This is a genomic window from Streptomyces yangpuensis (assembly GCF_001005295.1).
GTDB classification, from domain to species: Bacteria; Actinomycetota; Actinomycetes; order Streptomycetales; family Streptomycetaceae; genus Streptomyces; species Streptomyces yangpuensis.
The window spans coordinates 156528-167912 of record NZ_LBMK01000007.1; the positions used below are offsets into that span (position 1 = coordinate 156528).

Consider the following 11385-nt stretch of genomic DNA (forward strand, 5'->3'; position numbering starts at 1 on the left):
AGCGAAGGACCATGGGAGCAGCTGTAGGAGGAGGCAACGCCGTGCCCCGGTATGTGCAGATCGCCGAGGACATCGTCCAGCAGGTTCGCGCCGGCGTCTTGAAGCCGGGAGACCAGGTGCCCAGCGAGGCCGATATGGTCGAGCGCTATGGAGTCTCGGGCGGGACCGTGCGCAAGGCGATGCTGGAGATCCGCGCCAGCGGTCTCGTGGAAACCCGGCACGGGAAGGGCTCCTATGTGAAGGACCGGCCACCGGTACGCCACCGGTCGTCGGATCGCTTCCGTCGCTCCCTGCGGCAGGGCGGCAAAGCCGCTTACCTCGCCGAGTCGGAGCAGTCCGGCGCCACTGCCAAGGTGAGCGTCGTCTACATCGGCCCTGTCGAGGCCCCGGAGGCCATCGCTCAGCGGCTCGGTGTGGATGCCGGCGCACAAGTGCTTGCGCGTCGCCGCTTGTACTTCCGCAACGGAACTCCCGTGGAAACCGCGACGTCCTACCTGCCGTGGGACGTGGTGCGCGACATCCCGGAACTCTTCGCGGAGAACACCGGAGGCGGCGGCATCTACGCCGCCTCGAAGAGCATGGGTACACCTTCGCCGAGTTCGTCGAGACCCTGCAGGCGCGACCCGCCTCGAAGGCGGAGGCGTCCGAGCTGGCACTGAGTCCTGGAGCCACGGTGGTGCACCTGCTCCGGAACGCGGTCACGGAGGCAGGCCGGGTCGTCGAGGTCTGCGACACCCTCATGGCGGCCGACCAGTTCGTCTTCGAGTTTCGAGTCCCGGCGACCGACTGACGCCCCCGACCCCAACCCGCTGTGATTTCACCTTCACAGCGGGTTGACTCATGTACAGGAGTCGCGGCACTCTTCTCGGCATCACTCATGTACATGAGTGGAGGAGTTTGGCTTGTCTGAAGGAGTTATGGCCATGTGTCAGGTTCCCGCCCGTCTGGCGGCAACGCTCTGTTCCGCCCGTATCGACGACACCTCCTCATCGACGGCTGTGGCTGCGATTGAGCCGAGCTCGGAACTACTCACCCGGGCGCAGGCCGGCTGGGAGCGTTTCCTCGCCACCTTCAAAGGAACGTCCGATGAGTGAGGGGTACGAATACGTCCCCCACCGCCTCCTCCACCAACGTGTCCGCGACATCGCTTCGGGTACCGAAGGCGTGCTGATGGCCGTGATCAACGAGAACGTCTCCGACGCCGCCATCGAACGCTGGATGGAGCTGGCCTACATCCGAGGTGCCTCCGGCCGCGAATTCACCACTGCCGTGACCAACGTCGAGCCCGCCCCGGACCGGCTGCGGATCGTCGGACGCCGAGACCGGAGAAGCGCGTAGTGATCCCACGTGTCCGCCGCTGCCGCACGGGCCTGTTCGACCCCTGGTGCAGGCAGCCGGGTCCTGGGGTCATCCGACGACAAAGCGCCGAGTCACGGGACCGTCCGTGACTCGGCGCTCTGGTTGTTACCGCCCGACGGTGCGAGGCTGGCGCGACAGGACGTTCGCACCGCCGGGCGGAGTGTGCGGGGAGGAGATCTCCGCTCCTCACAGGGGCTCTGTGCGTAGCCCCTGTAAGAAGAGGAGCGGCTGGGACCGTGGCGGACGGGCGACGAGAACTCCGGCGTCGTCTCCCTCAGGTCAAGAGACGGGCCTCGGAACCCATTACCACCGCACTGGCTCGCACGCCCGCCACGGTCCTCACGCGGCGCCAGCCGCATCGCTGGCGCAGTCTGCCCTCGCCGCGTACCACCCCTCATCCGGGTCCACGGGTCGGGCTCAGCACCCGGGGCCTGACCTCCCGTCAGGCCCCCGGTACATCCATATCGGCTCAGGCGTCGCGCAGGGCGCGCACGGCCTCCTCGACGCGACGGCCGTAGTCGGCGTCCGCGGCGTGGAAGTGAGCCAGGTTCTTCTCGATGACGTCCTCGAGGGTGACCTGGGAGAGGCCGCCGGCGATGTTCGCCACCAGACGCTCCTTCTCGGCCTCCGACATCAGGCGGTAGAGCTCACCGGCCTGGAAGAAGTCGTCGTCCTTGGTGTGGGCCGGGGCCTCGTGGGTGCCCGTGTAGCCGGAGACGGCCTTCGGGGCGCCCAGCGCCAGACCGGTCTCGGCCGGGCCCTGGTAGGAGTTGGGCTCGTAGTTCTTGTCGTGGCGCGAGCCGTTGCGCAGCGCCATGACGCCGTCGCGGCCGTAGTTGTCGGCCTGCGTCGCCTTGGGTGCGTTGACCGGCAGCTGGGTGTGGTTCACACCGAGGCGGTAGCGCTGGGCGTCCGCGTAGGCGAAGAGGCGGCCCTGGAGCATCTTGTCCGGCGAGGCGGTGATGCCCGGGACGAAGTTGTTCGGGGAGAAGGCGGACTGCTCGACCTCGGCGAAGACGTTGTCCGGGTTGCGGTCGAGGACCAGGCGGCCCACGCGCTGCAGCGGGTAGTCGGCGTGCGGCCACACCTTGGTGAGGTCGAACGGGTTGAAGCGGTACTCCGCGGCCTCGGCGGCGGGCATGATCTGGACGTAGAGGGTCCAGCTCGGGTTCACGCCGCGCTCGATCGCCTGGAGCAGGTCGGTCTGGTGCGAGTTCGCGTCCCTGCCGACGAGCTCGGCGGCCTGCTCGCCGGAGAGGCAGCGGATGCCCTGGTTCGTCTTGAAGTGGTACTTGACGAAGAAGGCCTCGCCCTGCTCGTTCGTCCACTGGTAGGTGTGGGAGCCGTAGCCGTTCATGTGACGGTACGACGCCGGGATGCCGCGGTCACCCATCAGCCAGGTGATCTGGTGCGTGGCCTCGGGGGCGTGCGCCCAGAAGTCCCAGACGTTGTCCGGCTCCTGCTTGCCCGTGAAGGGGTCGCGCTTCTGGGAGTGGATGAAGTCGGGGAACTTGATCGGGTCCTTGATGAAGAACACCGGGGTGTTGTTGCCGACGAGGTCGTAGTTGCCCTCTTCGGTGTAGAACTTCAGGGCGAAGCCGCGGGGGTCGCGCACCGCGTCCGCGCCGCCGAGGGAGTCGGCGACGGTGGAGAACCGCAGGAAGGTCTCGGTCTTCTTGCCGACCGTGTTCAGGAAGGCGGCGCTGGTGTACGCGGTGACGTCGTCGGTCACCTCGAAGTACCCGTACGCAGCCGAGCCGCGGGCGTGCACCACACGCTCCGGGATGCGCTCACGGTTGAAGCGGGCGAGCTTCTCCAGGAGCTGCTGGTCCTGGATCAGGAGCGGGCCACCGACGCCGGCGGTGGCGGAGTTCTGGTTGTCGGCGACCGGGGCGCCGGACTCGGTCGTCAGCGTGCGCTTCGACATGGTGACCTTCCGTACGGGTAACTGCTGACGGAAAGCGTCTTCCGTCATGCGGAACAGCCTAAATTCGGCGAGAACTAAACGTCAACAGTTTGTTGAACGAAGTTGTGGGGTGAGATGACCCGGACGGTGCCGGCGCTTGGGCGCGACAGGACAGGTGTCAGCACCGGCACCGTCCGGAGACTCAGTGCCCCCTGAGTGAGGGGACGGTCCGGGCCCTGGGCGGGCCCGGCGGGGACCTCAGACCTGGGCGCCGGAGAGGCGCTCGACGGCGCGCAGCAAGGCCGAGTGGTCCAGGCCGCCGTCGCCCTGGGCGCGCAGCGAGGCGACCAGCTGGGCGACGACCGCGCCGACCGGGAGGGCCGCACCGACGTTGCGGGCGGCGTCGGTGACGATGCCCATGTCCTTGTGGTGCAGGTCGATCCGGAAGCCGGGCTTGAAGTCGCGGTTCAGGAAGTTGTCCTTCTTGCGGGTCAGGACCGTGGAGCCGGCCAGACCGCCGTTGAGAACGTCCAGGGCGGCGGTGAGGTTCACGCCGGACTTCTCGAGGAAGACGACGGCCTCGGCGCACGCCTGGATGTTCACCGCGACGATGAGCTGGTTGGCGGCCTTCACCGTCTGGCCGGAGCCGTGCGGGCCGCACAGCACGATGACCTTGCCGAGGGCCTCCAGGATCGGCAGGGCCGCGTCGAAGTCGGCCTGCTCGCCACCCACCATGATCGACAGTACGGCCTCGATGGCGCCGGCCTCGCCGCCGGACACCGGGGCGTCGATGACGCGGATGCCCTTCTCGGCGGCGTTCTTCGCCAGGTCGACCGAGGTCTGCGGGGTGATCGACGACATGTCGATGATCAGCGCACCGGACCTGGCGTTCTCGAGGATGCCCTCGGGGCCATAGTTGATGGCCTCGACCTGCGGGGAGGCGGGCACCATCGTGATGATGACGTCGGCGTCCTTGACGGCCTCGGCGATCGAGCCGGCCGCGGTGCCGCCGGCGGCGGCCAGGCGGTCCAGCTTGTCCTGCTCCAGGGTGAAGCCGGTGACCGGGTAGCCGGCCTTCAGCAGGTTCTCGGCCATGGGGGAACCCATGATTCCGAGACCGATCCAGGCGATCGAGGGGAGCGCAGCGGGGTTGCTCATGATGAGGGTCCTTCTCTTAATGCTTCGTACGAAAAGTGCGTGAGGTGCCTGGCGGATCGCCCGGACTTCGTCCCCCTACGCGGCGGCGCGGGCCTCGGCCGGCAGCCAGGCGAAGGAGGCGGCAGCGTCGGCGGCCTTGTACTCAAGGCCTACGTAGCCCTGGTATCCGGCCTTCTTCAGCTGGTCGAGCAGCTCCTCGAGGGGCAGCTCGCCGGTGCCCGGAGCACCTCGTCCCGGCTTGTCCGCGATCTGGACGTGTCCGGTCTTGGCGGCGTACTTTTCGATGACCTCGCAGAGGTCCTCATCGTTCATCGCCAGGTGGTACAGGTCGAGCAGGAACTTGGCGTTGCCGAGGCCGGTGGCCTCGTTCACCTTGTCCACCACCTCGATGCCGGCCGGGGCGCTCACCAGGGGGTAGAGCGGCGACTCGGGCTTGTTGAGGGTCTCGATCAGGAGGATCGCACCCACGCGGTCCGCGGCCTGCGCCGCGACGACCAGGTTCTTCAGGGCCAGCTCGTCCTGGACGGCCGGGTCCACGCCTTCGACGCGGTTGCCGTACAGGGCGTTGAGCGCCTTGCAGCCGACCGAGGCGGCGAAGTCCGCGGCCACGTTGATGTTGGCGTTGAAGCGGTCCGACTCCTCACCGGGTACCGAGACCGCGCCGCGGTCCGGGCCCGGCAGCTGGCCGGCGTAGAAGTTCAGGCCCACCAGCTGGGTGCCCGCGTCCTCAAGAGCCTTCCTGAGGGCGTCGAGCTCCTCCTGAGCGGGGGTGGGGGTCTCGATCCAGGGCCACCACAGCTCGACCGCGGTGAAGCCCGCCGCGGCGGCGGCCGCGGGGCGCTCCAGGAGCGGGAGTTCCGTGAAGAGGATCGACAGGTTCACATCGAAGCGCTGGTCCGTGTATCCCATGAGGGGTGTGCGCTCCTTCCGTATTGCGGAAGTTATTTTCTGTCTGATGGAAGATTGCATGGGCCTCCGCGCGGATGTCAAGTGCGGACTGCCGAAAAAACGAGACCGCGCGGTAGCTTGACGGCGTGCGATTGAGAGTGGAGTTCACGACCGAGCCCTTCGACCTCGAAGAGGCCCCCGACCATGCCGTGGCGGCCCGCGAGGTCATCCAGAAGGCCCAGCTGGAGGCGGTGGACGTCGGTCCGTTCGGCAACACCGCGGAAGGCGAGGCCGACCGGGTGCTGTCCGCCGTGGGCGCCCTGCTGCGCGACTCCCTGGAGGCCGGGGCCACGCGCGTCACCCTCCAGGTCAACGTGATCGGCGAGGAGACGCCATGACCGAGCCCCGCGACCACCCGTTCGTCACGGCGGTCAAGCCGCTCGTGGACGCCATGGGCGGCGAGCTGATGGACCCGGCCCAGGCCACGCCCGACGACGTCGTGCTCAGCTGGGAGGGCCAGGACCTGCTCGCGGTGCGCCTGCCCCAGCTCTCGGAGTCGCTGGACCACATCCTGGCCGCGCTGGAGCGCCGGCACGGCGTACCGCTGTCCCAGCTCGACCGGAAGTCCAAGCAGGACGTGGTGCGGATACTGGAGGCGCGGGGCGCCTTCTCCGTACGGCACGGTGTGGAGACGGTCGCGGGTGCGCTGGGCGTGAGCCGCTTCACGGTCTACAACTACTTGAACAGGGAAAACCCCGGCAAGAACAGCCAAGCGTGAGCGAATTCTGACTTACAGTGACGAGCCGCCGCCCGATTCATCCGGGCGGCGGCTTTTGTGTACGGGAAGTTTCAACAAAGTGTTGACGCCGTGTTGTGGAGAGCGTTAGCTATGCGCAGCCCGTCTAAGCAACAACAGGCCACGGAGGCCTACCGTGACTTCGAGTCCGAACCCGGGTCTCACCCGGATCAACACCTTGGACGACAGTGCGGCCGCGGCCGAGCTGCACGAGGTGTGCGCCAGCTCGGCGTGGGGGAGCAGGATGCTCGCCCAGCGCCCCTTCACCACCGCCGACTCCCTGTTCGCCGCCAACGAGGCCGCCATGGCGGAGCTCACCGCGCAGGACCTGGCCGAGGCGATGGGAGGCCACGCGCCGATCGGCCGGCCGAAGCCGGGAGACCCGACCTCCGCCCGCGAGCAGCGCGGTATGGCCGGTGCCTCCGAGGAGCTCAGGAACGAACTCCTCGAACTGAACCTGGCCTACCAGGAGAAGTTCGGCCACGTCTTCCTCATCTGCGCCACCGGTGCGACCGGTGAGTTCATGCGGGACGCGGTCAAGGTCCGGATCGACAACTCGCCGGAGCAGGAACGGGAGATCGCCCGCGGCGAGCTCGTCAAGATCAATCGGATCCGCCTGACCCGCCTCGTAGAAGGAGAGTGAGACCCGTCATGAGCACCGAGACCACCGCCTCGGTGTCCACGCACATCCTGGACACCAGCATCGGCAGGCCCGCCGAGGGCGTCGCCATCTCCCTGTCGGCCCGTACGGGACCGGGCGGCGAGTGGGCGGCCCTGGGCGGATCCGCCACCGATGCGGACGGGCGCTGCAAGGACCTGCCGGCGCTGCCGGAGGGCACCACCCACGTGCGTCTCGACTTCGAGACCGAGACGTACTTTTCGAAGAAGCAAGCCGAGGCGCAGCAGGACGCCCCCCGCGTAAGGGACAGCGCTACGTTCTTCCCCGAGGTCACCATCACGTTCGCGGTGAACCCGGGCGAGCACTACCACGTACCGCTGCTGCTCAACCCGTTCGGCTACTCCGTTTACCGAGGGAGCTAGCATGGCCACGATTCTGGGCCAGAACCAGTACGGCAAGGCAGAGAACCGCGTCGTCAAGATCACGCGGGACGGCGACACCCACCACATCAAGGACCTGAACGTCTCGGTCGCCCTCTCCGGCGACATGGACGACGTCCACTACTCCGGCTCGAACGCCAACGTCCTGCCGACGGACACCACCAAGAACACGGTGTACGCGTTCGCCAAGGAGTACGGCATCGAGTCCGCCGAGCAGTTCGGCATCCACCTGGCGCGCTGGTTCGTGAACAGCCAGGAGCCGATCCAGCGTGCGCGCATCCGGATCGAGGAGTACGCCTGGGACCGGATCGCCACGTCCGACGCCAACTCCAGGTTCATCGGCGCCGACGAGGTGAAGCACTCCTTCGTCCGCCAGGGCCAGGAGACCCGCGTCACCCAGATCACCTACGACGGCCAGAACTGGGAGGTCATCTCCGGCCTCAAGGACCTGGTCGTCATGAACTCCACGAACTCCGAGTTCTGGGGTTACGTGAAGGACAAGTACACGACCCTCCAGGAGGCGTACGACCGCATCCTGGCCACCCAGGTGTCGAGCCGCTGGCGCTTCAACTGGTCGGACGACGAGCAGCGGATGCCCAACTGGGAGAAGTCCTACGCCGAGACCCGCAAGCACATGCTGCAGGCCTTCGCGGAGACCTACTCCCTGTCGCTGCAGCAGACCCTCTACCAGATGGGTTCGCGCATCATCAACCACCGTTCGGAGATCGACGAGGTCCGCTTCTCGCTCCCGAACAAGCACCACTTCCTCGTCGACCTGGAGCCCTTCGGCCTCAAGAACGACAACGAGGTGTACTTCGCCGCGGACCGTCCGTACGGTCTGATCGAGGCCACGATCCTGCGGGACGGCGCCGACGCGCGCATCCCGGTGGACATGACCAACCTCTAGAGCGCGGCACGCGCGGCCCGGGGCACCGCAGTGGCCCCGGGACCGCGCGACACGGCCCAACTTCCTGAATCGGCACCCGGACGCACCCCCTGGGGCGGCAGTACTGTCAGCTGCCAAGGCCCCGGCTCCGGCACTCAAATCCCCTGGGTCCTGCCGTGCCCGCACCGCCACTGAAAGCACGAGGAAGTCCCATGGCAGCATCGGCAGCCCCTGACAGCGCCGTCCCGCGCATCGTCATCGAGAACTGCGCGATCGCGACCGTCGACGCCCATGACACCGAGTACGCCTCGGGCCACGTCGTCGTCGCAGGCAACAAGATCGAGTTCATCGGTGCGGGCAAGGCCCCCGAGAACCTCGAGAACGTGGTCCGCCGGATCGACGGCACCGGGCACCTCGTGACCCCCGGTCTGGTCAACACGCACCACCACTTCTACCAGTGGATCACGCGTGGCATGGCCACCGACCACAACCTCTTCAACTGGCTCGTCGCGCTGTACCCGACGTGGGCCCGCATCGACGAGCAGATGACGTACACGGCCGCGCAGGGCTCCCTCGCCGCGATGGCCAAGGGCGGTGTGACCACCGCGATGGACCACCACTACGTCTTCCCCAAGGGCTCCGGCGACCTGTCCGGCTCGATCATCCGCGCCGCGTCCGAGATGGGCGTCCGCTTCACCCTCGCCCGCGGCTCCATGGACCGCAGCGAGAAGGACGGCGGCCTGCCCCCGGACCACGCCGTCGAGACCCTCGAAGGCGCGCTGGCCGACACCGAGGCGACCGTCAAGAAGTTCCACGACGCCTCCTTCGACTCGATGACCCAGGTCGCCGTGGCCCCCTGCTCCCCCTTCTCGGTCTCCACCGAGCTGCTGAAGCAGGGCGCGGAGCTGGCCCGCCGCCTCGGCGTGCGCATGCACACGCACGGCAGCGAGACGGTCGAGGAGGAGAAGTTCTGCCACGAGCTCTTCGGCATGGGCCCGACCGACTACTTCGAGTCGACCGGCTGGCTCGGCGAGGACGTGTGGATGGCGCACAGCGTCCACATGAACGACTCCGACATCGCCGCGTTCGCCCGTACCAGGACCGGTGTGGCGCACTGCCCGTCCTCCAACGCCCGGCTGGCCGCCGGCATCGCCCGTGTCCCGGACATGCTCGCCGCCGGCGTACCGGTCGGCCTCGGCGTGGACGGCACCGCCTCCAACGAGTCCGGTGAGCTCCACACCGAGCTGCGCAACGCGCTGCTGATCAACCGTCTGAACCCGGTGCACCGCGAGGCCGCTCTCAACGCCCGCCAGGCCCTGCGCCTCGGTACGTACGGCGGCGCCCAGGTCCTCGGCCGCGCCGACAACATCGGTTCGCTGGAGGTCGGCAAGTGCGCCGACCTGGTCCTGTGGAACCTCAGCACCTTCCTGCACTCCTCGATCGCCGACCCGGTGACCGCCCTGGTCTTCGGTGCGGCCGCCCCGGTGACGGCCTCGTTCGTCAACGGCAAGCAGATCGTCGAGAACAACCGGCTGCTCTTCGCCGACGAGGACGCCATCGCGGTGTCCACGCGGGAAGAGGCCCAGCGCCTCGCGCGGATCGCGCAGGCCTGATCCCCCGGAGTCCGGCCGGGGGGGACGGCCCCCGGCCGGCGGCCGCGGACCCGAGCGGGGTCCGTGGGCAGCCGTTCCCCGGGTGGCGCCAGAGGATTTCCGAAGGCGCCCCCCGGGGGCGGTGACTCGTGCCACCGGCGCCACGGCGCATCGCGGAAGCGGCGATTGGGCGAATCGTTTCTGCACCCCTTGGGGCCAGTAGTCGCTCCACCCACAACTTCATACAGCGCTCGACTCGCACCGCTTTCGCACCACCTCCATGACACCCACGTCCCTGCCGACGTGTTACCCGACCGGAGGAAGCCGTGGCCAACCCGCCCAGGTTTCGCAAAGACGCAGTCGCAGTTCCGGAGGAGAAGCATCCGGTCGACGAGACCCTGCCTCCCCTGAAGATGTTCACCAGCGGCCTCCAGCACGTGGCCGCCATGTACGCGGGTGTCGTGGCCCCGCCCATGATCGTCGGCCCGGCGGTCGGCCTCTCCGCCACCGAGACCGCCTTCCTGATGGGCGCCTCGCTTTTCACCGCGGGCCTCGCCACCCTCCTGCAGACCCTCGGTTTCTGGAAGATCGGCGCCAAGCTCCCCTTCGTCAACGGCGTCTCCTTTGCCGGGGTGACCCCGATGATCGCCATAGGGAAGGGGGAGGGCGCGGACGCCCTCCCCGTCATCTTCGGCGCGATCATCGTCGCCGGAGCCATCGGCTTCGTCGCCGCCCCCTACTTCGGCAAGCTCGTCCGCTTCTTCCCGCCCGTCGTCACCGGCACGGTCATCACCCTCATCGGCGTCTCGCTCCTGCCCGTCGCCTTCAACTGGTCGCAGGGCGGCAACCGCACCGCCACCGACTACGGCTCGATGCAGAACATCGGCATGGCCGCCGTCACCCTGGTGATCGTCCTGCTCCTGCGCAGGTTCCTGCGCGGCTTCCTCCAGCAGATCTCCATCCTGCTCGGCCTGGTCGCGGGCACCCTGATCGCCCTTCCGCTGGGGATGACCAGCTTCGACGCCGTCAAGAACGCCTCGGTGATCGGCTTCCCCACCCCCTTCCACTTCGGCGCCCCGCAGTTCCAGATCGCCGCGATCGTCTCGATGTGCATCGTCATGCTCGTCTGCATGACCGAGTCCACCGCCGACATCCTGGCGCTGGGCAAGATCGTCGGGCGGCCGGCGGACGAGGAGGCCATCGCGGGAGGCCTGCGCGCCGACACTCTCGGCAGCGCGGTCAGCCCGCTCTTCAACGGGTTCATGTGCAGCGCCTTCGCCCAGAACATCGGCCTGGTCGCCATGACCAAGGTGCGCAGCCGCTTCGTCGTCGCCGCGGGCGGCGGCATCCTCATCCTGCTGGGCCTCTGCCCGATGGCGGCCTCCGTGATCGGAGTGGTCCCGCTGCCCGTGCTCGGCGGCGCCGGCATCGTCCTGTTCGGCTCGGTGGCCGCCAGCGGCATCCAGACCCTGGCCGGCGCGGCCATGGAGAAGGGCGAGAACGCCCTGATCGTCGCCGCCTCCGTGGGCATCGGCCTGATCCCGATCGCGGCGCCGGACTTCTACCACGCCTTCCCCAAGGACCTGCTGGTCGTCCTGGACTCCGGCATCAGCACCGGCTGCGTGGTGGCCATCGTGCTGAACCTGGCCTTCAACCACCTCGGCGCCAGGAGGGGCGCGGCCTCGACGGCCGCACCCGAACCGGTCCCGGTCCACTGACCGGCCCGGAAAGAACGAAGAAC

Annotated in this window: 11 protein-coding genes and 1 pseudogene; 9 read left to right on the forward strand and 3 right to left on the reverse strand. The window is 68.2% G+C overall.

The features are described from left to right. The first annotated feature begins 11 nt into the window (after window positions 1–11). Window positions 12–790, forward strand: a pseudogene (locus AAT21_RS28440) (GntR family transcriptional regulator). A gap of 296 nt (window positions 791–1086) precedes the next feature. Then, window positions 1087–1338 (forward strand): hypothetical protein, encoded by a 252-nt coding sequence (locus tag AAT21_RS28445; RefSeq protein WP_046779813.1) that lies wholly within the window; start codon window positions 1087–1089, stop codon window positions 1336–1338. Between the two features lie 490 nt (window positions 1339–1828). Here AAT21_RS28445 and AAT21_RS28450 read toward each other — a convergent pair whose 3' ends face one another. The 3 genes from AAT21_RS28450 to AAT21_RS28460 form a co-directional block, all read right to left on the reverse strand. Next, complete coding sequence (locus tag AAT21_RS28450; protein WP_046779814.1) at window positions 1829–3286, reverse strand: catalase; 1458 nt, start codon at window positions 3284–3286, stop codon at window positions 1829–1831. Window positions 3287–3523: 237 nt separating this feature from the next. After that, complete coding sequence (locus tag AAT21_RS28455; protein ID WP_046779815.1) at window positions 3524–4423, reverse strand: 2-hydroxy-3-oxopropionate reductase; 900 nt, start codon at window positions 4421–4423, stop codon at window positions 3524–3526. A 75-nt stretch (window positions 4424–4498) separates the two neighbouring features. Beyond that, window positions 4499–5332 (reverse strand): TIM barrel protein, encoded by an 834-nt coding sequence (locus tag AAT21_RS28460; RefSeq protein ID WP_046779816.1) that lies wholly within the window; start codon window positions 5330–5332, stop codon window positions 4499–4501. Between the two features lie 125 nt (window positions 5333–5457). Here AAT21_RS28460 and AAT21_RS28465 point away from each other — a divergent pair, with 125 nt between their 5' ends. The 7 genes from AAT21_RS28465 (at window position 5458) to AAT21_RS28495 (ending at window position 11362) form a co-directional block, all read left to right on the forward strand. Continuing rightward, window positions 5458–5709 carry a thiamine-binding protein gene (locus AAT21_RS28465; protein WP_076044676.1) on the forward strand — a complete coding sequence of 84 codons (252 nt, stop codon included), beginning with the start codon at window positions 5458–5460 and terminating at the stop codon, window positions 5707–5709. After that, the gene (locus AAT21_RS28470; protein ID WP_046779817.1) at window positions 5706–6089 is read left to right on the forward strand and encodes a helix-turn-helix domain-containing protein; all 384 of its coding nucleotides are present in this window, start codon (window positions 5706–5708) and stop codon (window positions 6087–6089) included. Before AAT21_RS28465 ends, AAT21_RS28470 begins: the two co-directional genes overlap by 4 nt. A 154-nt stretch (window positions 6090–6243) precedes the next feature. After that, a complete protein-coding gene (uraD, locus tag AAT21_RS28475) occupies window positions 6244–6750 on the forward strand; it encodes a 2-oxo-4-hydroxy-4-carboxy-5-ureidoimidazoline decarboxylase (protein ID WP_046779818.1) in 507 nt (168 codons plus the stop codon). Between the two features lie 8 nt (window positions 6751–6758). Beyond that, window positions 6759–7148, forward strand: a complete 390-nt coding sequence (uraH, locus tag AAT21_RS28480) for a hydroxyisourate hydrolase (RefSeq protein WP_046779819.1) — start codon at window positions 6759–6761, stop codon at window positions 7146–7148. Window position 7149: 1 nt separating this feature from the next. Next, window positions 7150–8073 (forward strand): factor-independent urate hydroxylase, encoded by a 924-nt coding sequence (pucL, locus tag AAT21_RS28485; RefSeq protein ID WP_046779820.1) that lies wholly within the window; start codon window positions 7150–7152, stop codon window positions 8071–8073. Window positions 8074–8264: 191 nt separating this feature from the next. Beyond that, complete coding sequence (locus AAT21_RS28490; RefSeq protein WP_046779821.1) at window positions 8265–9665, forward strand: 8-oxoguanine deaminase; 1401 nt, start codon at window positions 8265–8267, stop codon at window positions 9663–9665. Window positions 9666–9970: 305 nt separating this feature from the next. Further along, window positions 9971–11362, forward strand: coding sequence for a nucleobase:cation symporter-2 family protein (locus AAT21_RS28495; protein WP_046779822.1), 1392 nt, complete (start codon window positions 9971–9973; stop codon window positions 11360–11362). The last annotated feature ends 23 nt before the right edge of the window (window positions 11363–11385 follow it).

Coding starts and splice junctions, on each gene's coding strand:
- AAT21_RS28490 (WP_046779821.1), top strand. CDS start 8,265: ATGGCAGCATCGGCAGCCCCTGACAGCGCCGTCCCGCGCATCGTCATC.
- uraH (WP_046779819.1), top strand. CDS start 6,759: ATGAGCACCGAGACCACCGCCTCGGTGTCCACGCACATCCTGGACACC.
- AAT21_RS28450 (WP_046779814.1), bottom strand. CDS start 3,286: ATGTCGAAGCGCACGCTGACGACCGAGTCCGGCGCCCCGGTCGCCGAC.
- AAT21_RS28445 (WP_046779813.1), top strand. CDS start 1,087: ATGAGTGAGGGGTACGAATACGTCCCCCACCGCCTCCTCCACCAACGT.
- AAT21_RS28470 (WP_046779817.1), top strand. CDS start 5,706: ATGACCGAGCCCCGCGACCACCCGTTCGTCACGGCGGTCAAGCCGCTC.
- AAT21_RS28455 (WP_046779815.1), bottom strand. CDS start 4,423: ATGAGCAACCCCGCTGCGCTCCCCTCGATCGCCTGGATCGGTCTCGGA.
- AAT21_RS28460 (WP_046779816.1), bottom strand. CDS start 5,332: ATGGGATACACGGACCAGCGCTTCGATGTGAACCTGTCGATCCTCTTC.
- pucL (WP_046779820.1), top strand. CDS start 7,150: ATGGCCACGATTCTGGGCCAGAACCAGTACGGCAAGGCAGAGAACCGC.